A 23658-nucleotide genomic window follows, 5' to 3' on the forward strand; every position below is an offset into this window, starting at 1 on the left:
TAATAAAACACGTATAGCAAGCTGCTGCTGACAACGGAGGAACCGCAATGTCACAAGATCCATTCTTGGAACGAGAAGCAGAAAAATATGAGTCACCCATCCCTAGCCGGGAATTCATTTTGGCTCATCTCGCGAAGCGCGAAACACCAGCCAGCCGTGAAGAGTTGGCAAATGAACTTAATTTATCAGGTGAAGAACAACTAGAAGCGCTGCGTCGCCGTCTGCGCGCCATGGAGCGCGATGGGCAATTGGTCTTTACCCGTCGTCAGTGCTACGCCTTGCCGGAGCGCCTGGACTTATTGCGCGGGACTGTTATTGGTCATCGTGATGGCTTTGGTTTCTTACGGGTCGAAGGCAGTAAAGACGACCTGTACCTCTCAGCCGAGCAAATGAAAACCGCGATTCATGGCGATGTGGTATTGGCCCAACCTGTTGGCGCTGACCGCAAAGGTCGGCGTGAAGCGCGTATCGTGCGCGTGTTAGTACCGAAAACCAGCCAGATTGTCGGGCGCTATTTTACTGATGCGGGTACGGGTTTTGTGGTGCCGGATGATGGCCGCTTGAGTTTTGATATTCTGATCCCACCTGATGCCATCAATGGCGCGCGTATGGGGTATATGGTGGTGGTCGAGTTGACCCAGCGTCCGACCCGTCGTACTAAAGCGGTGGGTAAGATTGTTGAAGTGCTCGGTGAGAACATGGGTACCAGCATGGCGGTAGATATCGCGCTGCGCACTCATGAGATCCCGCATACCTGGCCGCCACAAGTTGAAAAACAAGTTGCTGACCTGAAAGAGCAAGTGCCGGAAGAAGCGAAAAAAGGGCGAGTGGATTTACGCAATCTGCCCTTAGTGACTATTGATGGTGAAGATGCCCGCGACTTCGATGATGCTGTTTACTGCGAGAAAAAACGCGGTGGTGGCTGGCGTTTGTGGGTGGCGATTGCGGATGTCAGTTATTATGTGCGCCCGCGCACTGCACTGGATGATGAAGCTCGCAGTCGTGGTAACTCGGTTTACTTCCCGTCACAAGTTGTCCCGATGCTGCCGGAAGTGCTGTCAAATGGCCTTTGCTCCCTGAATCCACAGGTAGATCGCCTGTGTATGGTGTGTGAGATGACTATCTCCGCACAGGGTAAACTGTCGTCGTATAAGTTCTACGAAGCGGTGATGAGCTCCCACGCGCGTCTGACCTACACCAAAGTATGGCGAATCATTGATGGTGAAGAATCACTGCGCGAGCAATATAAGCCGCTGGTGCCGCATCTGTTAGAACTGCATACCATGTACAAGGCGCTGGATCAGGCTCGTGCTGAGCGTGGTGGTATTGCATTCGAAACCGAAGAAGCCAAGTTTATCTTTAACGCTGAACGGCGTATCGAGCGTATTGAGTCGACAGTGCGTAATGATGCGCATAAGTTGATTGAAGAGTGCATGATTCTGGCGAATATCGCCGCCGCGCGGTTTGTGGAAAAACATAACGAACCGGCGCTATTCCGCGTGCATGACCGCCCAAGTGATGATCATATTTCAGCGCTGCGTAGTGTGCTCAGTGAGCTGGGTCTGACACTGGGTGGTGGTTTGAAACCACAGCCAAAAGATTATGCGGTGCTGATGGATGAAGTTGCGGATCGTCCGGATCATGAAATGCTGCAAACCATGTTGCTGCGTTCGATGAAACAGGCGATTTACGATCCGGAAAACCGTGGTCACTTTGGTTTGGCGTTGGCGTCTTATGGTCATTTTACCTCACCTATTCGCCGTTACCCCGATTTGGCCATGCACCGGGCTATTAAGTACCAGCTTGCCAAAGAGCACGGTAATGTGAAAGAGCGCTGGACACCAACCGGCGGCTGGCACAGTGAGTACGAAGATATGCTGCAATTGGGCGAACATTGCTCAATGACTGAACGCCGTGCTGATGAAGCGACTCGTAATGTCGCAGACTGGCTGAAGTGTGATTTTATGCAGGATCAGGTGGGGAAAGTCTTCACCGGGATTATTGCCAGCGTCACTGGCTTTGGTTTCTTCGTCCGTCTGGATGACTTGTTTATTGATGGTTTGGTACATGTCTCCAGTTTGGATAATGACTACTACCGTTACGATAACATTGGTCAGCGTTTGATCGGTGAATCCTCAGGTCAGGTTTACCGGTTGGGTGATACCGTGGAAATCCGGGTTGAGGCGGTACACATGGATGAGCGCAAAATTGATTTTGCTCTGGTTTCCAGTACCCGTAAACCGCGTGGTGAAGGCAAAACGGCGCGTGATAAAGCCAAGAAAGCCGATGGTCAGCGCACGATGCGCGATACCTCCACTGGCCGTGGTGGTCGTGGTAGTTCATCGAGTTCATCACGGCGTGATAGCGCGCCAGCAGGAAGCGGGCAGAAACGCCCTCGTCGCGCTAAAAAACCGGCAAACTTTGAGCCAGATAGTGCTTTCCGTCCGGCAGATGCCGCCGCTAAGTTAGATGACAAAGTGTTGGCCGAGAAAAAGGCCAAAGCTAAAGCGAAAAGAGCATCCGCCAAGACCAAGAAAATTGCTGCTGCCACCAAGGCTAAGCGCGCGAAGAAAAAAACCAGCAGTGACCAATAATGGCCTGTTGATTGTCGGGCGGCCCTGGTCGCCCGCATTCATTTATATTTAATTATTTATAAAAGAGCATCATGAGCGAAATTATTTACGGCATTCACTCCGTTAAAGCCTTGTTAGACAATGATCCACAACGTTTTCTGGAAGTTTTTATTCTGAAAGGTCGTGACGATCGTCGCCTACAGCCCTTGATTGCCGAACTGGAAGCTGCCGGTTTGGTGATTCAGGTTGCCAGCCGCCAGTGGCTGGATTCACAGGTTGAAGGTGGTGTCCATCAGGGTATCGTGGCGCGAGTCCGTGAAGGGCGTCAGTATCAGGAAAATGACTTGCCAGCATTGCTGGAAAGTGTAGAAACCCCCTTCCTGTTGGTGCTCGATGGCGTTACTGATCCCCATAATCTGGGCGCGTGTTTGCGCAGTGCAGATGCTGCGGGCGTCCATGCGGTTATCGTGCCACGGGATCGCTCGGCGCAGCTGAATGCCATCGCCAAGAAAGTCGCCAGTGGTGCTGCTGAAAACGTGCCATTGATTAAAGTCACTAATCTGGCGCGTACATTGCGAGTGTTACAAGAACACAATGTCTGGATTGTCGGGACTGCCGGTGAAGCAGACCATACATTGTATCAAAGCAAAATGACCGGCCCGATGGCATTAGTGATGGGAGCTGAGGGCGAAGGTATGCGCCGTTTGACCCGCGAACACTGTGATGAACTGATCAGCATTCCGATGGCCGGGAGTGTTTCTTCACTCAATGTGTCGGTTGCGACCGGTGTGTGTTTGTTTGAAGCGGTACGTCAGCGAGCGCTAAAAATTTAATATTGAAGTTAATGACAAAGTGCCCGTATCGGTGAAAACAGGCAGATCGTAAAGACGCCGTAAACCCTTCCCTGGGGGCTCGAGCCGCGCCTTCCCTGGCGCGGACGCTTTACTCTTCTCCCTGTCCTCACCTTGCAAGATCGCGTCGTTGGAGTTTGTCAGCAGTCTGAAGCCAACATTTCCGGATGTTGGCTTTTTGTTTTTTATTTTTCACACAGAGAATTTCGCATCACTATCAGCGATATAGAGTGGATTAATCGCTGTTTGTGATGAGTCTGTCAGCAAAAAACCCCGCCTGCACCATACTTAACCCTGATTTATGAATGCCGATTTCGCAATAAGTACCGAAATGGAGGAAGGTATGGAGTGGCAGACTCATTTGGTTTTTAACCAGCCAGAACCGTTATCTAACAGTAATTTATATCTGTCTGATATGGCCTTGCGGGAAGCAGTGATGCGGGAACATGCTGGCTGGGATGGAGAGGATCTTGCTCGGATTGGACTTCAACTTGGCTCCCAGGAGTCACTGGAATTAGGGCGGCTGGCAAACGCCAATCCACCAGAGTTATTGCGCTATGATGCCGCCGGGCAACGATTAGATCAGGTGCGTTTTCATCCTGCCTGGTATGTGTTAATGCAAGAGTTGGTTAATCATCGGGTGCATAATTTGCCCTGGCAGGAAGATGCGCGGATAGGCTCTTTTGTCGCCAGAGCGGCGCGTTTCATCCTGCATGCTCAGGTAGAAGCGGGGACATTATGTCCAATAACCATGACGTTTGGTGCCATTCCGCTGCTGCAAAAAACACTTCCGCCGTTATTCCAAAGCTGGATACCGACACTGCTCTCAGACCGCTTTGACTCGCATCAAGTCGTCGGTAGCCAGAAACGTGGTTTATTGATTGGCATGGGCATGACTGAAAAACAGGGCGGCTCCGATGTGTTAAGTAACTCCACCAGGGCAGAGCCACTGGAGGCTCGCGGCAATGGTGAGGCTTATCGTCTGGTCGGGCACAAATGGTTTTTCTCGGTACCACAAAGTGACGCGCATCTGGTGTTGGCCCAAGCCGAAGGGGGGCTATCTTGTTTTTTCCTACCTAAAATATTGCCAGACGGCAGCTATAACGCCATTCGCTTAGAGCGCTTGAAAGAGAAGCTCGGTAATCGTTCCAATGCCAGCAGTGAAGTTGAATTTGATAATGCGACCGCGTGGTTATTGGGCGATGAAGGTGACGGCATTCGCCAAATCCTGAAAATGGGCGGGTATACTCGTTTTGATTGTGCGCTCGGCAGTCATGGCCTGATGAGAAGAGCCTTCTCCGTCGCGCTGTACCATGCCTGGCAGCGACAAGCCTTTGGTAAAGCACTCGTTGACCAGCCTTTGATGCGGCAAGTGTTAAGCCGTATGGCATTGCGTTTAGAAGGCCATACCGCGTTATTGATGCGGTTGGCCAGTGCATGGGAAAAAACCGGCGAGGTTCATGAGCAGGTGTTCAGTCGGCTGCTGACGCCAGCGGCAAAATATCGTGTCTGTGGGCTGGGCAGCGGGTTTGTCGCCGAGGCGATGGAAGTCCTCGGTGGGATTGGCTATTGCGAACAAAGTGAGCTGCCACGGATTTACCGTGAAATGCCGGTCAACAGCATTTGGGAAGGCTCCGGCAATATTATGTGCCTTGATGTGCTGCGCACCTTCCGCAAACTCCCCTCCGCGATAGAAATGCTTCAGCAAGAGTTTTATCCGGTGCGAGGGCAAAATCGGTTGTTTGACCGGGCATGGCGACAATTGCAGCAGCGGCTGAAAAATCCCAAGGAAGAGCAAGGGCGGGCGATAACGCAGCAACTGTTTGACTTGTGTTGTGCCTCTCAATTGCTGCGGTTTGCCTCGCCGCCATTGGCCGATGCCTGGTGCCGTATGACGCTCGATCATCGGGATCAGTACATGGTACCTGAAGCTGTTTGCGCGCTGCTACTCAGTCGCGGTAGCGGCATGAAATAAGCTCGAAATCATTTATACAACTAATCATTTATACAGCTAGTTATTTATACAACAGCGCGTTGGCATACCAAATACCTGGATAAATACTGTCAGACATCATGATAATCAAATAGTAGGGCGCGCCACTGGCATCGGCCCTGCGTTTAATTTCAGCTTCGATATCCATTGGGCTGCCGAATACTTGAGCTGAAACGGTGCCCACTTTCTGTAAATTAAGGCTCTGTGCACGGGTGATTTCCTGGGCATAGGGCTGAGCCACAGGTGGCGGAACCGGAGTTACCTGAAAAGCACTGCAAGCTGAGAGTCCCAGTGTGATCAAAAAGAACACCATTGCGCGTTTTATATTCATTTTTGCCTCTTTATCAGCGACGACATCACTGCTAAACCCATTATTTCTCAAGTGTAACGCTGCAACCCCAAGTATGAGGGAATATCTTGGAAGAAATTGATTTAAGACTTTATATCTTCATTTTGGCACACTGCATCTCTCTGTTATAAGCCTGTTCGCTGCCTGATAAACAAAGGATTCTCACCATGATTGAGATGGCGCTGGAAAACATTAATGGGATTGAAGTCATCCATGCGGCCCCAGCGGGTCAGCGTCAGCAGCCGCTGCCGACCATTTTCTTTTACCATGGCTACACCTCGTCAAAAGAAGTCTATTCCTATTTCGCCTATGCTTTCGCCCAAGCCGGTTTTCGCACCATAGCGCCAGATGCCGATATGCATGGTGCGCGTTTTACGGGCAATGAAACTCAGCGACTGTCCCACTTTTGGGAAATCCTCAAATCGAATATTGATGAGCTACCCGGACTTCAGCAGCATTATCAACAGGCCGGATTGATTGACGGTGATCGAATGGGGGTTGCGGGCGCATCAATGGGCGGGATGACTGCGTTAGGTGCGTTTGCTCGCTACCCATGGATCAGTGTTGCTGCTGATTTTATGGGGTCAGGCTACTTTACTTCGCTGGCGCATTCGCTGTTTCCCCCTTTGGACGCTGGGCGGGAGCTTAGCCCGGCTGAGTTTGAACGTCGTCTGGCACCGCTGGCAGATTACGACCTTTCCCACCAGTTGGAAAAAATTGCCGAGCGGCCTTTATTGGTTTGGCATGGCGAAGCGGATGATGTGGTACCTGCGGCGGAGAGTGTGCGCTTGGTTCAGGCATTGCGAGTCAGTAGACGTGATAGCCATCTCACCTATCTTACTGAGCCGGGGATTGGACATAAGATTACGCCAACGGCGTTGAGCGCAGGAACACTCTTTTTCAGTCAATATCTATAAAAAAAACCCCGACAAGCGGGGGAATGGGTATGAGCATTCTCTTTTTTATTGGTGTTTCTCTGGTGTTATATTTATCTATTGAGTCTTAGCGATAGAGAACGGCATTAACGTGCATCGAACTGTTATCGCCGGGTTCATGCATCGCTATTATCTGATAAGAGGTGGCACCGCGTTCATCAGCTAATTTACTGATTTGTGCAGTGGCATCATCAGGAGAAATGACATTGTGACCTAGTGACAGAGCACCGATACTGACGCGCTGTTGCTGCATAGCTTGTTGAGCGGTTATTTCTGTGGCGGCAAACGTGCTGGTTGATAATACCAAGCCGAGTGCGGCTGCGATGGTAAGTGTATGTTTCATAGGTGACTCCAAAATCTTATTTATTTACTTTGAATAACTTTCAGTTAGCTGCGCCGCTTGTTTTGCGGTGGATGTAAATAATTCTAGTCGCTTTTGTTCATTTAAAAATACGTGGCAATTGATTCACTTTGTCAAAAAAAGTGAATGATATTTATGTTGAGCTAATGATTTGATTGAAATATTTAGTAGACTAATGGATCTACATCCATTGGTTATTTAATGAACAAAAAGTGCGGTTTTAGTTGAGTAATGGTTAGAATAAGAATAAATCCCCGGTAGTCCTTGAGTTTCAAACCGCCCGCAAGTATAGTTACGCGTCATTTTTCAGCCGCACACAAATACGTTCCTTGCCTCCATGGGCCGCGGTTGACCCTATCAGGAGGCTGAATAATCCGTAAGGAGCAATAATCGATGCGTCATTACGAAATCGTTTTTATGGTCCATCCTGACCAAAGCGAACAGGTTCCGGGCATGATCGAGCGCTATAGTGCAACTATCACTAATGCTGCTGGTACGATCCACCGTCTGGAAGACTGGGGCCGCCGTCAACTGGCTTACCCGATCAATAAACTGCATAAAGCTCACTACGTTCTGCTGAACGTTGAAGCGCCGCAGGAAGCGATCGATGAGCTGGAAACAAACTTCCGCTTCAACGACGCCGTTATCCGTAGCATGGTTATGCGCGTTAAGCACGCGGTAACTGAAGCATCACCAATGGTTAAAGCGAAAGACGAACGCCGTGAGCGTCACGACTTCGCGTCAGAAGCCAATGATGATTCTGAAGCTGGGGATTCTGAAGAGTAATTGCCGTGGTGACCACTAATCGTCTGGTACTCTCTGGCACTGTGTGCAAGACACCGGTTCGAAAAGTAAGTCCTTCTGGAATTCCGCATTGTCAATTTGTGCTTGAGCACCGATCAACACAGCAGGAAGCCGGATTTAGCCGACAAACATGGTGCAGAATGCCCATCATCGTCAGCGGGCAAAAGTCACAAGCATTAACTCACAGTATAACGGTCGGCAGTCAGTTAACCGTTGAAGGCTTCATTAGCTGCCATCAAGGCCGCAATGGGCTAAACAAATTGGTTCTGCATGCCGAGCAGATTGAATTTATAGATTCTGGAGACTAGCCAAATGGCACGTTATTTCCGTCGTCGCAAGTTCTGCCGTTTTACCGCGGAAGGCGTTGTAGAGATTGATTATAAAGATATCGCTACGCTGAAAAACTATATCACTGAAAGTGGTAAAATTGTCCCGAGCCGTATTACCGGTACTCGCGCAAAATACCAGCGTCAGCTCGCCCGTTGTATCAAGCGCGCACGCTACCTGTCTTTGTTGCCGTACACTGATCGTCATCAGTAATCGGCCACTGTCCATTAACGACTTTGAGAGGATAAGGTAATGCAAGTTATTCTGCTTGATAAAGTAGCAAACCTGGGCAGCCTGGGTGACCAAGTGAACGTTAAAGCGGGCTACGCTCGTAACTTCCTGGTTCCACAAGGTAAAGCTGTTCCGGCAACTAAGAAAAACGTAGAGTTCTTTGAAGCACGCCGTGCAGAATTGGAAGCCAAATTGGCTGGCGTTCTGGCTGCTGCTGAAGCTCGCGCAACCAAAATTAACGAACTGGTCAGCGTCACCATTGCTTCTAAAGCTGGTGATGAAGGCAAACTGTTCGGCTCTATCGGTACTCGCGACATCGCTGATGCAGTTACTGCAGCTGGCGTTGAAGTAGCCAAGAGCGAAGTTCGTCTGCCGAATGGCGTTCTGCGTACCACAGGTGATCATGAAGTTCACTTCCAGGTACACAGCGACGTATTCGCTAAACTGAACGTGATTGTGGTTCCAGAAGCGTAAGTTACGCTGCTGTCAACCTGTTAAAACGCCAGCCTTGTGCTGGCGTTTTGCTTTTTGGTCAAGGGATAAAAGGCATTAGGGTGCCGCTGGCAACATAATATCAAATGCACACAGTTCAGGTGCCACGCCCGAACAGCTATAAATCTCAAGAAAAGTAGTTTGCTGATACCGCCAATGTGGTTTTCCACTGATAGATGCCCGCCAGGTTTGGTTATCGAAGTACATATCCATTAACTTACCTTCGGCTTGCAAGTTATAGGTACATTTCTGGAAACGCCCCTGATCAATAATATTATCTTCCCCGCCATCACTATTGAGAACCAAAATAGCTTCATTGAAACTCTTAATCGCGCTGTCCTGGGGAATCTCTCCTTGCACGGCGCCGATCCACTCACCCACACCAGCAGTGGTTGCGGTATAGACTCCATTGTTGTGCTTGATAGTATCAATGGCTGGGCAATGCTGTGTTGCGAATGCACCAAAGGGCATTAGTAACAACACAAAAGGTAATTTATATTTCATTATCATCCCCTCTATTTTTGAATATAGCCGTCTGCTAGTGGATGGCGTAAACCATCCAAAACAACTTAATTCGAGGGGAGGTAAGATGACAATATCAAAGAAAATAAGGCGTTAGATAGAAGTGGTTATGATGGCTACCATTAGTGCATGCGACGATAGCTGCCATCGCTTTGGCGGGTAAACAGCACTTCCGTACTGTTGGTGGTTTCAATAGCTAAAGCGGCAACCACGCCTTGTGCATCCAGCATGATTTTGACTTCCTGACCGGCTTTAAGGTTACTGAGCGGTTTATCATTACCTTCGGCTTGCGCCATGGCAAAAACTTCATTTACCGGCAAATTATTATCGCGAAATAGCTGTGCCAGCGTTTTCCCTGCTTGAATTTGATAACTCTGCCAATTTCCCTGTAACGGCGGCGTCGCCTCAGGTGCAACTGGAGGTGCCACCGTTGGAGGTGGCGGAGCATCAAGATTGCCCTGTAATTGGGCCTGTAGTGGCACGTCAGTGGACGGTGCACTCACCGGGAATGCGTTATTGGTATTATCACGGGAAACCGGCCACAACAGTGCCAGCAGCAATACCGTGGTTGCGATAATGACCCAGCGACGGTGAAAGAGAGGTAATGGCTCCATCCACTCAAAACTGTCCGGCAAGTGCCAGATTTTCAGTAGTAGCCGTTTAATCCCTTTTTCCTGTGCGGCGGTAGCGGCAGTTTCAGGGGACACATTATTTTCAGTAGAGGCGATCTCCTCGGCAGGAGAAATGTGTTCAGACGCACTGACTTCAGACATCAGATTGTGATCATCAGCATTTTTAGTATCCGGCAATATCCTTTGCCTGATACTTAGCCAGGTGTGCAGCAGTGGCTGATAAACCCGAGTGCTTTTCCTTCTCCTGGGCGCGATTCTGCCCATGGTGACCTCTCTTCAACTACGTAAAACTACATAAATAATAAAATGGCACTTTACCCATAGGCTTCTAAGTATAACCCTTCTTGCTTGAAGTTGGGTTAAGCTGCTATCTGATTGATACCAAAAGACAGAATATTATGATACCTAAACGGGGTATTCCCCGTTAGCCTGCTGCTATTGTTTCTTTTTCTACGACAAAAGTCATCATTCGCGAAGCAAGATTTTACCGCGCTCCCCTGCTGCTGTTATGCTGGCGGCTTTGACATGATTAGCGACTAAAGGAAAATCCATGACAACCCCTTCTTTTGATAGCGTTGAAGCGCAAGCAAGCTACGGAATTGGTTTACAAATCGGGCAACAATTGCAAGAGTCCGGGCTGGAAGGTTTACGGCCAGAAGCACTATTGGCAGGTTTGTGTGACGCAATAGAGGGGAATACACCTACTGTTCCTGTTGATGTGATACATCGCGCGCTACAGGAAGTGCATGAAAAAGCTGATAAAGTGCGTGTTGAGCGTCAACAGGATTTGGTAAAAGAAGGGAAAAAATTCCTGGAAGAAAATGCCAAGCGCGATGATGTCACCACCACTGAATCTGGCCTGCAATTCTCTGTATTACAGGCGGGTGATGGCCCGATCCCATCCCGTCAAGACCGTGTGCGGGTACACTATACTGGCAGCCTGGTGAATGGCACGGTATTTGATAGCTCCGTTGAACGCGGCCAACCCGCAGAGTTCCCAGTTAGCGGTGTTATTCCGGGCTGGATTGAAGCTCTGTCCATGATGCCAGTTGGCTCTAAGTGGAAGTTGTACATCCCGCATAACCTGGCTTACGGCGAGCGTGGTGCTGGTGCGACTATCCCACCATTCAGCGCATTAATGTTTGAAGTGGAACTGTTGGAAATTCTGTAATTTCCGTGTGCAGTGACAGCAAAGGGCGACATGATGTCGCCCTTTGGTTAATGACAAATAGTTAATGACAAACTGCTGATAGCTCTGTGAGTGAAGGAGTTACCGTCAATCTGAGCGCTTTGCCTGAGACTATTTCTGCTGTAAATCTATTTTGTAGACTTCGAAACCAATCTCGTCAGTACCCATTGCTTTCATTGGGTATTGCGCTTTTTGTTTAATAAATTCAGCTGCTTTGGCACTTGGTGAGGTTTCAAAACGAATATCCAGTGGCTGCTGACTATTCAGCGTCGCCAGACGCCAGTTGTTATCCGCTTGCGGGGTCACCTGCCCATGCTTTTTGGTTTCCGCGCTGATATAAGCTGACAGAACTGCCCGGTTTTCATCTGGAGAAGCGAATGCAATATGATTATCACCGGTACCAGCAAATTTGCCGCTATAGGCGCGGTAGTTGTTGGTGGCAATCAGGAATGTGGCTTTCGGATCAATAGGTTTGCCATTAAACGTCAGGTTTTTGATGCGCTCAGCTTTGTCATTAATCAGCGCGCATTCGCCGTCATAGCGAGCAGGCTGGCTGACATCAATTTCATAGTTAACCCCATCGATAACATCGAAATTATAAGTACGGAAACCATCCCAGTTAATTAGTGATTGCGGTTTACTGCTGTTCACATCAATTTGATTAAATTGTGCGGCGGAGCACTCCAGCCACTGCTTAACATCCGCGCCACTGGCTTTCACTACCACCAATGTGTTCGGGTAAAGATAGAGATCGGCGGCGTTGCGGAAGGTCAGTTCGCCTTTTTCCACTTCGACAAAACTGGCAGGGTCATTTTTGCGGCCGCCAGCTTTAAATGGCGCTGCGGCAGAAAGTACCGGTAAATCGGCCAAGTCAGGATCGCCCTGAATAAAGTGCTCGGTATAGGCGCGTTGGGCATTATTGACAATTTGTACTGTCGGATCGTCTTGGATCAGCGACAGATAGCTATACATATTATCCGATGCTTTGCCGATCGGCTGGCTGACAAAATCACGAGTGCCTTGGTGATCGGCCGCTAACACTTTCACCAGGTTTGCATTTTCGGCGGCCAGCGATTTCTGTGTCGCTTTATCAAAGATAGGGCGGGCTTCGGCCTTGGCCTGAGTTACCTGCCATTGGCCTTGGTCATTATTCAACACAAAATCAACCACTCCCAGATGGTCACCCCACTGGCCTGGCATCACTGCCGGAATGCCGTTTAATGTCCCCTGTGCGATATCCGCACCTTTGATAGTGGCAAAGTCTTTACCTGGGAAAACGGCGTGGGCATGACCAAACATAATGGCATCAATTCCCGGCACCTGACTGAGGTAGTAAACCGAGTTTTCCGCCATAGTTTTGTAAGGGTCACTGGAAAGGCCGGAATGGGGAATGGCGACCACTAAGTCGGCACCTTGCTTACGCATTTCCGGTACCCACTTTTTAGCGGTTGCGGTGATGTCATCGACGGTAACTTTGCCGGTAAGGTTGGCTTTGTCCCATATCATGACTTGCGGGGGGACAAAACCAATGTAGCCGATGCGCAGATTATGACTTTTCCCGTCGCGATCTTTTACTGGGGTATCAACAATTAAATATGGCTGAAACAGTGGCTTACCGGTTTTGACATCAATAACGTTAGCATTCACATAGGGGAATTTAGCCCCCGCCAGTGATTTTTTTAGATAATCCAGACCATAATTAAATTCATGGTTGCCGATGTTACCCACAGCATAATCCAGTGTGTTCATCGCCTTATAAACAGGGTGAATCTCACCGGCTTTTAGCCCTTTGGCAGCCATATAGTCACCCAGTGGGCTGCCCTGAATCAGGTCGCCATTATCCACCAACACACTGTTAGTAGCTTGTTGGCGAGCAGCTTCAATCAGGCTCGCCGTACGAACCAGACCGAACTTCTCCGTAGGTTTGTCTTTGTAATAATCGAAATCCATCATATTGCTGTGCAGGTCGGTGGTTTCCAGTACTCGCAAATCAACGGTCGCGGCCTGCGCGGTTGAGGTTGTGAGAGCAATCAGGCTGGCAAGTAGGGATAACGTCAGCGGACGCTTAAACATGGCTTTCTCCATCGTGGTTTTTCCATTAAGAAAACAATTCGACCTGTATCGCAAAAGAATATGTAAATTTAATAGGTCGCCATAGCAAAGTGTGAAGTTTGGCAGAAAATAGTTTTGGATAACGCGGAGATGCTCACAGTTGCAGCAGGCTAATTTCCCTGATTTTATTGAGAGTTACCCGACAAAGGTGGCTATTTGGCAGGAAAATAATTAGTCTGCCAAACAGGTATTACGCGTTGCGATGATTAATTTTTATTTTAGCTTTGCGTTCTAAAATGAATATAGCGTGAGTGACAAGTTCCAGGAACCCTTATTGATTGAACAATCACTATCAATATTCGACATGACTCATAAAACCAAGGGGTGGATGATGTTAGAGCAAATTTGCCAGTTGGCCCGCGAGGCAGGCGTGGCGATTATGGCGGTCTATCAGGGCGAGAAGCCCCTTGATGTGGCCCACAAAAAAGATGATTCCCCCGTTACAGCGGCGGATCTTGCAGCCCATCAAATTATCAAAACCGGGTTGGCGGCATTGACCCCAGAGATTCCTCTGTTATCTGAAGAGGATCCACCGACTTGGGCTGTACGCCAGCACTGGCAGCGCTATTGGCTGGTTGATCCGCTGGATGGCACCAAAGAATTTTTGAGCCGCAATGGTGAATTCACCGTCAATATCGCCCTGATTGACCAAGGGGTACCGGTATTGGGAGTAGTTTATGCTCCGGCGAGCGAAGTGATGTATAGCGCGGAAAACGGCCATGCATGGAAAGAAGAGTGTGGCCGGCGCATGCAAATTGAGGTGCGTGATGCCGTTCCGCCGCTGGTGGTCGTCAGTCGCTCCCACAGTGATGCTGAGTTGGAAGATTATTTGGCGCAATTGGGCGAGCATCAGACGGTAGCTGTTGGTTCATCACTCAAGTTTTGTCTGGTCGCCGAAGGAAAAGCGCAACTATATCCTCGCTTTGGGCCAACCAATGTGTGGGACACCGCCGCTGGACATGCTGTCGCTATAGCTGCCGGGGCACAAGTTCACGATTGGCAGGGTAAACCACTTTCTTATATCCCACGTGAATCTTTCCTGAACCCCGGCTTTAGGGTGTCTCTGTTCTAGTTTTACTGTTTCACAAGCTGGTGCAGTTGGTCGATGACCTGCTGCACTTCTTCTGCGGTCAGTGCACCGTCTTTGACAAATTTAACGTTTCCTTGCTCATCCAGCACCACAATAGCGGATCCTTTCTCGGCTAAACCCCAGGCCTGTTTGGCATTCCCATTGCTGTCGACCACAAATTGCGACCAGGGAAATTCCCGCTTATTGCTTTCAATGCTATTACGCACAAATACCGCGGTGCCGAAGATGGCGTCATCGGTATTGACGATTGTCGTCGTTTGGTAATGTTCGTGTGGCAAATTGGCGTGTTTAATAGCTTCCACCAACGGCGCATTCAGTTCTTTTGCTGATGTGCGGCCAGCAATATGCTGGACAACTCGCACTTTGCCGGGCAATTGCGAGCTATTCCAGTTTTTATAGCTAAACTGATCAGTAGCCTTATCGTAGTTTAATTCACCTTTATCGCTGACACCTACTGGCGGAACCCGCTGGCCAACTTGAATGGTGAGCGCGCTAGCCATCAAGGGGGTTAACAGCAGTGACAGTATAAGCAGGCTATTTTTTATCATGGGATGTCCTTGTGGATCTTATGAATGATGACTTAGCCCTGATAGCAGGCAAGTTTCCCAATAATAGGTGCAGATCAGAGGTCTGTCCTGTTTGTCTAAAATAATTATTTCCAACAGTTACCAGATGGTTATTCTGTTACAAACTCTCATTTTCTCTTAATCACACTGTAATATTATGTAAATACAGCATCAATGACTATTTTTGTGGGAACTTAACGTCATACTCTAGGTCTATTACTCTGCAATTAACTTACGCTACCTGTGATCTTGGTCGCTAAGGCGTCAGAGGGTACGTATTAGTGCTATGGGAGGAAAGTAAAACAATGAGGATCTTCCAACGTTACAATCCGGCAAAAATCGCGATGTATGTCAAAACGCTATTTCGTGGTCGGTTGTATATCAAGGATATGGGGGCTTTTGAGTTTGATAAGGGCAAAATTTTAATCCCGAAAGTTAGGGATAAACGCCATTTCGAGGTGATGTCGGAAGTTAACCGGCAAGTGATGCGTTTGCAAACTGAAATCTAGCGACACCCCCGGATCGAATTAATTGCGGCCCCTAAATCGGGGCCGCTAATGTTTCAGTCATCATAAATTAGCCGTTATGCGTCACTGCTTTCATGTGGTGCTTTTGGCAATATCGGTGCTGGCTGGTCACTGAGTTTGGTCACCAGTAGCTGATCGATTTTGTAGCTATCGATGTCCACTACTTCAAACTTGTAACCGGCATATTTGACGAAATCGGTGCGCTTTGGAATTTTGCGCAGCATATACATCATAAAGCCGCCGATAGTTTCATAATTGCCCGATTGCGGGAATTCGTCGATATGCAGCACGCGCATGACGTCTTCAATTGGCGTACCGCCCTCAATCAGCCATGAGCTTTCATCACGGGCGACAATCTGTTCTTCCTGCCCCTGACCGACTAAATCACCCATCAGCGTGGTCATTACGTCATTCAGCGTAATTATCCCAACGACCAAAGCATATTCGTTGAGGATAACCGCGAAGTCTTCACCGGCAGTTTTAAAGCTTTCCAGCGCTTCAGAGAGGGTCAGGGTATCCGGCACAATCAACGCTGAGCGTATTTGTACGCCACTGCTTAGCACCAGACTCTGGTTACCCAAGACCCGGTTCAACAAGTCTTTGGAATCAACATAACCCACCACTTGATCAATATGACCATCGCAGACCAGGAATTTTGAATGCGGATGGGTCGAAATTTTCTCTTTAATGCTGTCTTCACTTTCCCGTAGATCAAAATAAATCACACTTTCGCGTGACGTCATGGAAGAGGGGACGGTGCGGGACTCCAGCTCAAAAACGTTTTCAATCAGCTCGTGTTCTTGCTTGCGTAGTACCCCTGCTAATGCACCCGCTTCCACGACAGCGTAGATATCATCTGATGTGATGTCATCATTGCGAACCATTGGTAGCTTGAATAGGCGGAAGATCAGGTTTGCCATCCCATTGAAGAACCAAACTAATGGACGACAAATCATCAGGCAGAAGCGCATCGGGTTGACGATCCGCACAGCAACTGCTTCAGGTGAAATCATACCGATGCGCTTCGGAGTTAAATCTGCAAACAGAATAAATAAGCTGGTTACCAGGACAAATGAGCAAATGAAACTGACTTGATCGGCAAGCTCAGGCGACATAAAGCGTTCGAATATCACCCTGAAAGAGGGCGAGAACGCGGCGTCACCGACAATACCACCGAGGATGGCGACGGCATTCAGCCCAATCTGTACTACGGTGAAGAAAATCCCCGGAGTTTCTTGTAATTTAAGCACTCGTAAGGCGTTGATATCGCCTTCATCTGCCAGAAGTTTTAACTTAATTTTGCGCGATGCTGCCAGGGAAATCTCGGATAACGAGAAGAAGGCACTCACTGCGATTAAAAATAGAATCAGTAAAATACTGTTTAACATAATCTGTCCGTGTCGTACCGACGATAGCGCCGGCGATCGTAAGGAAGGGCCATACTGTTATTTCGGTTAATTCAATTAGTTTCTAGATAACGGCAGAAAGTCGCTATCGGGCTGAAAATGAACAGCCCGAAGTAGTATAGCAGCAGCGGTGAGAGCGCCGCCAGCCTTACAAATTAGGAGGCATACAAACGCCGATACCGCCCAAGCCACAATATCCATGTGGGTTTTTGTACAGATATTGCTGGTGGTCATCTTCGGCATAGTAAAACGGTAGAGCAACGGCAATCTCACTGGTGATAGCTCGGTTGTCACCTGCTTTTGTCATGGCCTGTTGGAACAGAGTTTTACTCTCTTGCGCTTGTGTTTCCTGCTCGGGGGTCAACACGTAAATAGCTGAACGATATTGCGTTCCGACATCTCCACCTTGACGCATTCCCTGAGCGGGATCGTGATTTTCCCAGAAAATCTGCAATAGTTGCTGATAACTAATGATGGCAGGATCAAACACAACTCGAACTACTTCTGCGTGTGCGGTGCGACCACTACACACTTCATGGTAGGTTGGGTTGGGTGTGTATCCACCACTGTAACCCGCGGCGGTGCTATACACGCCCGATTGTTGCCAAAACAGGCGCTCGACACCCCAGAAGCAGCCCATGGCGAAGATAGCAACGTCCATACCTTCAGGGACATGTGTCATGGAATGCCCATTCACCACATGGAGAGTTGCGACCGGCATCGGTGTCAGTCGGCCCGGCAAAGCATTCGCCGCATCAATGACGGCAGTTTTATCAAAATTTTGCACCACAATAGACTCCGATGTTGACAGTGAATCCTAAGTTTACAGTAAATTGCTAACAAGATGTTTACAGTGAATGGTGATAGACAGTTGTATCTGATTGCGAGTTTGCACACAATAAGACCCATTCCGCCTAAATGTAGCGGCTTAAGGTAGAGTTTTAGGGGTAATGAGCTTAAATCGGTCTTTGTACGCGGGATGATAGTGTGTTTGAGTCCACTTTTTTGAATGGCCCGTAAGATCGTTTTTACAGGAAAGTAGAATTTATTAGGAGTACGCGTGCCACGATACCCTATTCTGTGTTTTTTATGTGTATTGCTCGCTACACCTGTCGCCTATGCCGCCAATGTGCGGTTGCAGGTTGAGGGTCTTAGCGGGGATTTAGAAAGAAATGTCAGGGCACGTTTATCGACAATTGGCACTGATGAAGTCTCGGCTGATGGGCGATTTCGTTCCAGGGTGGATGAAGCCATCCGTCAGGGGCTGCGTGCTTTGGGTTATTACGATCCCACCATCACTTTTGATTTACAAGAGCGTCCAGCTCCCGCCCGTTCGGTGTTAATCGCCAAAGTGGTTCCCGGAGAGCCGGTTTTGATTGCTGGTGTGGATATCGTGCTGCAAGGTGGGGCGAAAACCGATCCCGATTATCTGGCATTGGTACGTCGGGATACGCCTAAAATTGGCTCTATTCTCAATCATGGCGATTTTGATAATTTCAAAAGTTCACTGACCGGCCTGGCTTTACGCCGCGGTTATTTCGACGCCAATATGATCAAAAGTCAGTTGGGCGTTGCTGCTGAACTGCGCGAAGCATTCTGGGATATCGATTTCGACAGCGGCGAGCGCTACCGCTTTGGTAAAGTCATCTTCCAAGGCTCACAAATCCGTGAGGACTATCTGCAAAATCTGGTGCCATTTCATGAGGGTGAGCTGTACACCTCTGATGAGTTGGCCGAGTTGAACCGCCGCCTGTCCGCCACCAACTGGTTTAACTCCGTGGTGGTTTCGCCCGATTTTCGTGATGCGAAAAAAACCAAAATATTGCCGCTTGATGCTGTTGTGACCCCACGAACAGAGAATACCGTTGAGCTGGGGGGCGGTTATGCCACGGATGTCGGCCCGCGCCTGACGGCGAGTTGGCGTAAACCTTGGGTTAACTCCTACGGGCACAGCCTGACGACGAGCACCACACTCTCAGCTCCTGAGCAGACACTGGATTTCAGCTATCGCATTCCGCTGCTAAAAAACCCACTTGAGCAGTATTACCTGCTACAGGGTGGGTTTAGACGCACTGATCTTAATGACACCAAATCAGATACCACGACACTCAACGTTGCTCGTTTCTGGGATTTATCCAGCGGTTGGCAGCGCGCGATCAACCTGCGCTGGAGTCTGGATCACTTTACTCAGGGCAGTGTGACTGACACCACGATGCTGTTGTATCCGGGGGTGAGTATCAACCGTACCCGCCAGCGTGGTGGAGCTATGCCAGTTTGGGGGGATAGCCAACGCTATTCCATTGATTGGTCCGATACCACCTGGGGTTCTGATGTTGATTTCGGTATATTCCAGGCACAAAACGTGTGGATACGCACTTTGGGTGAGAAGAACCGCTTTGTGGTACGCGGCAATTTAGGCTGGATTGAAACCAATGACTTTGACCGTGTGCCGCCGTCACTGCGCTTCTTCGCCGGTGGGGATCGCAGTATTCGAGGCTATAAATTCCGTGATATTTCGCCGCGTGACAGCGAAGGTAAGTTAACGGGTGCTTCTAAATTAGCGACCGGTTCTTTCGAATACCAATATAACGTCACTGGCCGCTGGTGGGGGGCGGTGTTCGTCGATACCGGTGAAGCGGTAAATGATATTCGCAAAAGTGATTTAAAAACTGGCGCTGGTTTTGGCGTGCGTTGGGCTTCCCCGGTCGGCCCGATTAAACTGGATATCGCGAAGCCTATTGGTGATAACGAAGCACATGGCGTGCAATTTTACATCGGTTTGGGGCCTGAACTATGACTCGCATAAAAGAACCGACGCAAATAAAAGAACCGACGCAAATAGAGGAACAGGTGCCGGCAGAGAAGCCGATACCGGTAAAGAAACTGCGGTGGGTAAAGCGACTCAGTATCGCATTTTTGCTCATTATCCTGTTGTTGGTGGGGACTCTGGCGGGCTTACTTGGCACCACCAGTGGTTTGCATTTTGTGATCAACAGTGCCGCGCGTTGGGTGCCAGGCCTGGATATAGCCAGTGTCAGCGGTGGTTGGCGTGATCTGACACTTAAAGGCATCCAATACCAAATGCCGGGTGTTACCGTGAAAGCGGGGCAGTTTCATCTGTCATTGCAGCTATCATGTCTGAAACGCAGTGAACTCTGTGTTAATGCGCTGACGGCACAAGATGTGGATGTGGTGGTGGATACCAAAGCCATGGCACCTGCCGCCCCGGCATCTGCCAGCACGGAACCCATGGGCGAATTGAGCACTCCGTATCCCATCACCTTACGTCTGCTATCGCTGAATAATGTCAAAGTCACTATTGATGATACGGCGATTTCGCTAAATGAATTCCGCACTGGCGCGCATTGGCAGCAGCGTGCATTGAACTTGATGCCGACTAAAATCAGTGGGTTATTGATTGCATTACCGAAAACAGTGCCCGCTATCGTCCCTGATGCGGCGAAGCCCGCAGTGGAAACCGCCATCGCCGTCAAAGAAGCGGTTGAACAACAAGCGGCGGCCCCCGCGCCAGCCGAAACCCCGCTGGGTGAAACCTTAAAAGAGCTATTTGCCAAGCCACTATTACCCGATTTGCCCGATTTCCGTTTGCCGCTGGATATACAGATTAAAGAGATTTCAGGGCAACAACTGCGGCTAACCGGTGACACCGATGTGCTTATCACCAGTCTGTTACTGCAAGCCAGCACTCAAGAAAACCGCATAACACTGGATACACTTGATATCAAATCGCCACAAGGCGGGTTGTCTGCCCGTGGTGAGGCGACGCTGGCAGATACGTGGCCACTGAGTATCACCGTCAACAGTGCGTTGAACATTGAGCCACTGAAGGGTGAAAAAGTGAAGCTGACGGTGGGGGGCGCGTTACGTGAACAGCTCAACGTCGCACTTAATTTGTCCGGCCCGGTGAGCGCGCAATTGGAAGCCGAAACCGCGTTGGCACAGGCGGGGTTGCCAATGGCACTGACCCTGCAAAGCCAGCAACTGCGCTGGCCACTGAGCGGCGAACCTCAATTTCAACTCGATAATCTCAGAATGCGGCTTAATGGGCAGGCGACAGATTACGCACTCTCAATCCGCTCGGACTTTAAAGGTACTGACTTGCCGCCCGCTATCTTCACATTGGACGGTAAAGGGAATGTTGAGCAATTTAATCTGACGCGTTTGCGTCTGGCAGCGCTGCAAGGTAATACCGATCTGACCGGTGTGGTGGATTGGAGCAAGGCGATCAGTTGGAACTCGGTATTAACTCTGTCAGGGATTAATACCGCCAAACAGTGGCCGGAGTGGCCGGCAAAACTGGATGGCAAGATTGTGACTCGCGGCAGTATTCATGGCGGCAGTTGGCAATTACAAGTGCCGGAGCTGACGTTGGACGGCAATGTGAAACAGAATCGCGTTACTGCTCGCGGTTCATTGACCGGCAATGCAGCAGGACAGTGGCATATTCCGGGTATCAATCTGGCATTAGGCCGTAATAAGCTGGATGTCAAAGGTGATTTAAATGACAACTGGCTGCTTGATGCCAATGTCGATGCGCCGCAGCTTGATGGTGCGTTGCCGGGGTTGGGCGGCATTGTCAAAGGCACACTGAAATTACGCGGTAACCTTAAAGCGCCACAACTGTTGGCCGCTCTCACCGCGAGCCGCCTGCAATGGCAAGAATTGACCATTAATCGGGTCAAGATTGATGGTGATGTTCGCTCGACAGATCAAATTCAAGGTCAGCTAGCCATTAGGGTCGAGCAGCTCAAGCAAGCCGATCTGGTGGTCAGCCTCCTAACGTTAGATGCCCGTGGCAGTGAAAAACAGCATCAGTTGCGCCTGAATATGCAGGGTGAACCGGTTTCCGGCCAGTTGGCGCTGGAGGGAAGCTTCGACCGGCAGCAAGAGCGCTGGCGCGGAACGCTCAATAACACGCGCTTTGATACCCCGGTAGGTGAATGGCGTTTAAGCCGTGCCATCGCATTGGATTATCAAAATACACTTGAGCGGGTCACTATCGGGCCGCATTGCTGGCTTAATCCAAATGCGGAACTTTGTGTACCGCGTGCGATTGAAGCAGGCCCGAGTGGACAGGCGAGTGTGGTACTTAATCGCTTTGATTTAGCGATGATAAAACCGTTCCTTGGCCCGGATACCACCATGAGTGGTGTGTTTACAGGGCGGGCCGATGTGAGTTGGAAAGCCGGTGGTAGCTTGCCAGATGTGCGGGTATCACTCAGTGGCAATGGCGTCAAAGTCCAACAAATGGTACAGGGTAATCCACTGCCGATCGCCTTTGAAACACTGAATTTAAATGGCGGTTTGGCGAATGGGCAGGTGCGGGCCGACTGGTTGATTAAACTGGTAAATAATGGTCAATTCTCTGGGCAGGTGCAGGTGGCTGACCCTGAGGGGCGACGTAATCTATCCGGTAACATTGCTATCAGTAATTTCTCGTTGGCAATGATCAATCCCATCCTGAGTGATGGTGAAAAAGCTTCTGGCTTATTAAATGCCAATCTCCGTTTAGGCGGTAATGCGAAAAGCCCGTTGGTCTTTGGGCGGCTGGCGCTGGACAATGTGGATGTCGATGGTAGTTGGATGCCATTTGATATCACCGAAGGGCGTCTGGTGATGAATTTCGACGGTATGACCTCGACACTAGAGGGGCTAATTCGCACCTCGCAAGGGCAACTTAATCTGTCCGGTGATGCCGATTGGCGTGATATCAATGCCTGGCGAGCCAGAATTGCAGCAAAAGGTAATAAATTGCGGGTCACTGTCCCACCAATGGTGCGGATTGATGTTTCTCCGGACATTGTTTTTGAAGCCACGCCGCAATTGTTTAGTCTTAATGGCTCGGTGGACATCCCGTGGGCGCGTATTACGGTGCAAGAAGTGCCGGAAAGTGCCGTCGGTGTCTCGCCGGATGAAGTGATGCTCAATAATGATTTGCAGCCTATTTCACCGCGCTCGGCCGGGATTCCAATTAACAGCAACTTGGTGATTCATGTTGGCAATGATGTTCGCCTGAATGCATTTGGCCTGAAAGCGCGCTTGCAGGGCGATTTAAAAATGATACAAGACCAGCGCGGCTTGGGTTTGAATGGGCAAATTAATATCCCATCCGGTAGCTTCCGCGCTTATGGGCAGGATCTGGTTGTTAACAAAGGTGTATTGCTGTTCTCCGGGCCACCGGATCAGCCATTACTCAATATTGAAGCTATCCGAAATCCTGATGCGACTGCCGATGGTGTGACCGCTGGTGTGCGTGTGACTGGCATGGCGGATTCACCACGGCTGGAAATATTCTCAGATCCGGCGATGTCACAGCAAGAAGCACTATCTTACTTGTTACGTGGACAAGGGTTGGGCAATTCAGGAGCAGACAGCGGTCTGATGACCTCAATGCTGGTCGGTATGGGGGTTGCGCAAAGTGGTAAACTTGTGGGTAAAATCGGCGAGGCATTTGGCGTCAGCAATCTGGCACTGGATACTCAAGGGGTTGGTGATAGCTCGCAAGTAGTGGTGAGCGGCTATGTCACCAAAGATCTGCAAGTAAAATACGGTGTGGGTATATTTGATTCGCTGGCTACGTTAACATTACGTTATCGGTTGATGCCCAGGTTGTATCTGGAAGCGGTGTCTGGTATTGATCAGGCATTAGATGTGCTTTATCAGTTTGAGTTCTAACA

Annotated in this window: 21 protein-coding genes; 13 read left to right on the forward strand and 8 right to left on the reverse strand. The window is 49.5% G+C overall.

The features are described from left to right. Positions 1-47: 47 nt before the first annotated feature. From rnr to HU019_RS13715, 3 genes are all read left to right on the forward strand, one after another. Complete coding sequence (gene rnr / locus HU019_RS13705; RefSeq protein WP_174849097.1) at positions 48-2594, forward strand: ribonuclease R; 2547 nt, start codon at positions 48-50, stop codon at positions 2592-2594. 71 nt (positions 2595-2665) lie between these two features. Continuing rightward, on the forward strand, positions 2666-3406 hold the full coding sequence (rlmB, locus tag HU019_RS13710; protein WP_004392482.1) for a 23S rRNA (guanosine(2251)-2'-O)-methyltransferase RlmB: 741 nt from the start codon (positions 2666-2668) through the stop codon (positions 3404-3406). A gap of 349 nt (positions 3407-3755) precedes the next feature. Then, on the forward strand, positions 3756-5399 hold the full coding sequence (locus HU019_RS13715) for an isovaleryl-CoA dehydrogenase (RefSeq protein ID WP_174849132.1): 1644 nt from the start codon (positions 3756-3758) through the stop codon (positions 5397-5399). Between the two features lie 40 nt (positions 5400-5439). Here HU019_RS13715 and bsmA read toward each other — a convergent pair whose 3' ends face one another. Then, on the reverse strand, positions 5440-5748 hold the full coding sequence (gene bsmA / locus HU019_RS13720; RefSeq protein ID WP_174849098.1) for a biofilm peroxide resistance protein BsmA: 309 nt from the start codon (positions 5746-5748) through the stop codon (positions 5440-5442). 185 nt (positions 5749-5933) lie between these two features. Here bsmA and yjfP point away from each other — a divergent pair, with 185 nt between their 5' ends. Then, on the forward strand, positions 5934-6683 hold the full coding sequence (gene yjfP / locus HU019_RS13725; protein ID WP_174849099.1) for an esterase: 750 nt from the start codon (positions 5934-5936) through the stop codon (positions 6681-6683). An 85-nt stretch (positions 6684-6768) separates the two neighbouring features. On the opposite strand, the gene HU019_RS13730 is transcribed toward yjfP, so the two are convergent. Beyond that, complete coding sequence (locus HU019_RS13730) at positions 6769-7044, reverse strand: YdgH/BhsA/McbA family protein (RefSeq protein WP_005156389.1); 276 nt, start codon at positions 7042-7044, stop codon at positions 6769-6771. A gap of 411 nt (positions 7045-7455) precedes the next feature. On the opposite strand from HU019_RS13730, the gene rpsF reads away from it, so the two are divergent. Genes rpsF through rplI form a run of 4 tightly spaced genes read left to right on the forward strand, consistent with a single transcriptional unit; the run spans position 7456 to position 8898 of the window. Then, on the forward strand, positions 7456-7848 hold the full coding sequence (gene rpsF, locus HU019_RS13735) for a 30S ribosomal protein S6 (protein WP_002210153.1): 393 nt from the start codon (positions 7456-7458) through the stop codon (positions 7846-7848). Positions 7849-7853: 5 nt separating this feature from the next. Further along, positions 7854-8174 carry a primosomal replication protein N gene (priB, locus tag HU019_RS13740; RefSeq protein WP_020282467.1) on the forward strand — a complete coding sequence of 107 codons (321 nt, stop codon included), beginning with the start codon at positions 7854-7856 and terminating at the stop codon, positions 8172-8174. Positions 8175-8178: 4 nt separating this feature from the next. Continuing rightward, the gene (gene rpsR, locus HU019_RS13745; RefSeq protein WP_002210155.1) at positions 8179-8406 is read left to right on the forward strand and encodes a 30S ribosomal protein S18; all 228 of its coding nucleotides are present in this window, start codon (positions 8179-8181) and stop codon (positions 8404-8406) included. A 39-nt stretch (positions 8407-8445) separates the two neighbouring features. Next, on the forward strand, positions 8446-8898 hold the full coding sequence (gene rplI, locus HU019_RS13750) for a 50S ribosomal protein L9 (RefSeq protein WP_005175476.1): 453 nt from the start codon (positions 8446-8448) through the stop codon (positions 8896-8898). Between the two features lie 75 nt (positions 8899-8973). On the opposite strand, the gene HU019_RS13755 is transcribed toward rplI, so the two are convergent. Together HU019_RS13755 and HU019_RS13760 are read right to left on the reverse strand one after the other, a co-directional pair. Continuing rightward, complete coding sequence (locus tag HU019_RS13755) at positions 8974-9420, reverse strand: DUF3757 domain-containing protein (RefSeq protein ID WP_174849100.1); 447 nt, start codon at positions 9418-9420, stop codon at positions 8974-8976. Positions 9421-9560: 140 nt separating this feature from the next. Further along, complete coding sequence (locus HU019_RS13760) at positions 9561-10334, reverse strand: LysM-like peptidoglycan-binding domain-containing protein (RefSeq protein WP_174849101.1); 774 nt, start codon at positions 10332-10334, stop codon at positions 9561-9563. A 286-nt stretch (positions 10335-10620) separates the two neighbouring features. Here HU019_RS13760 and HU019_RS13765 point away from each other — a divergent pair, with 286 nt between their 5' ends. Then, entirely contained in the window at positions 10621-11241 is a 621-nt protein-coding gene (locus HU019_RS13765) for a peptidylprolyl isomerase (protein WP_174849102.1), read from the forward strand. Between the two features lie 129 nt (positions 11242-11370). On the opposite strand, the gene HU019_RS13770 is transcribed toward HU019_RS13765, so the two are convergent. Next, positions 11371-13344 carry a bifunctional 2',3'-cyclic-nucleotide 2'-phosphodiesterase/3'-nucleotidase gene (locus HU019_RS13770; RefSeq protein ID WP_174849103.1) on the reverse strand — a complete coding sequence of 658 codons (1974 nt, stop codon included), beginning with the start codon at positions 13342-13344 and terminating at the stop codon, positions 11371-11373. Positions 13345-13702: 358 nt separating this feature from the next. Between HU019_RS13770 and cysQ the strand changes: the two genes are divergently transcribed. After that, positions 13703-14443, forward strand: coding sequence for a 3'(2'),5'-bisphosphate nucleotidase CysQ (cysQ, locus tag HU019_RS13775; protein WP_174849133.1), 741 nt, complete (start codon positions 13703-13705; stop codon positions 14441-14443). A gap of 2 nt (positions 14444-14445) precedes the next feature. Here the strand turns inward: cysQ and HU019_RS13780 are convergent, their stop codons facing one another. Continuing rightward, on the reverse strand, positions 14446-15009 hold the full coding sequence (locus HU019_RS13780; protein ID WP_174849104.1) for a YtfJ family protein: 564 nt from the start codon (positions 15007-15009) through the stop codon (positions 14446-14448). A gap of 323 nt (positions 15010-15332) precedes the next feature. On the opposite strand from HU019_RS13780, the gene HU019_RS13785 reads away from it, so the two are divergent. After that, positions 15333-15536: a DUF1107 domain-containing protein gene (locus HU019_RS13785; protein ID WP_011815437.1), complete on the forward strand. Its 204-nt coding sequence runs from the start codon at positions 15333-15335 to the stop codon at positions 15534-15536. Between the two features lie 74 nt (positions 15537-15610). Here the strand turns inward: HU019_RS13785 and paeA are convergent, their stop codons facing one another. Together paeA and msrA are read right to left on the reverse strand one after the other, a co-directional pair. Continuing rightward, complete coding sequence (paeA, locus tag HU019_RS13790; protein ID WP_174849105.1) at positions 15611-16942, reverse strand: polyamine export protein PaeA; 1332 nt, start codon at positions 16940-16942, stop codon at positions 15611-15613. A 166-nt stretch (positions 16943-17108) separates the two neighbouring features. Further along, positions 17109-17747, reverse strand: coding sequence for a peptide-methionine (S)-S-oxide reductase MsrA (gene msrA / locus HU019_RS13795; RefSeq protein WP_174849134.1), 639 nt, complete (start codon positions 17745-17747; stop codon positions 17109-17111). Positions 17748-18020: 273 nt separating this feature from the next. Here msrA and tamA point away from each other — a divergent pair, with 273 nt between their 5' ends. Together tamA and tamB are read left to right on the forward strand one after the other, a co-directional pair. Continuing rightward, a complete protein-coding gene (gene tamA / locus HU019_RS13800; protein WP_174849106.1) occupies positions 18021-19757 on the forward strand; it encodes an autotransporter assembly complex protein TamA in 1737 nt (578 codons plus the stop codon). Between the two features lie 86 nt (positions 19758-19843). Then, positions 19844-23656 (forward strand): autotransporter assembly complex protein TamB, encoded by a 3813-nt coding sequence (gene tamB, locus HU019_RS13805; RefSeq protein WP_174849135.1) that lies wholly within the window; start codon positions 19844-19846, stop codon positions 23654-23656. Positions 23657-23658: the final 2 nt, after the last annotated feature.

The organism is Yersinia artesiana (assembly GCF_902726545.1).
In the GTDB taxonomy this organism is placed as follows: domain Bacteria; phylum Pseudomonadota; class Gammaproteobacteria; order Enterobacterales; family Enterobacteriaceae; genus Yersinia; species Yersinia artesiana.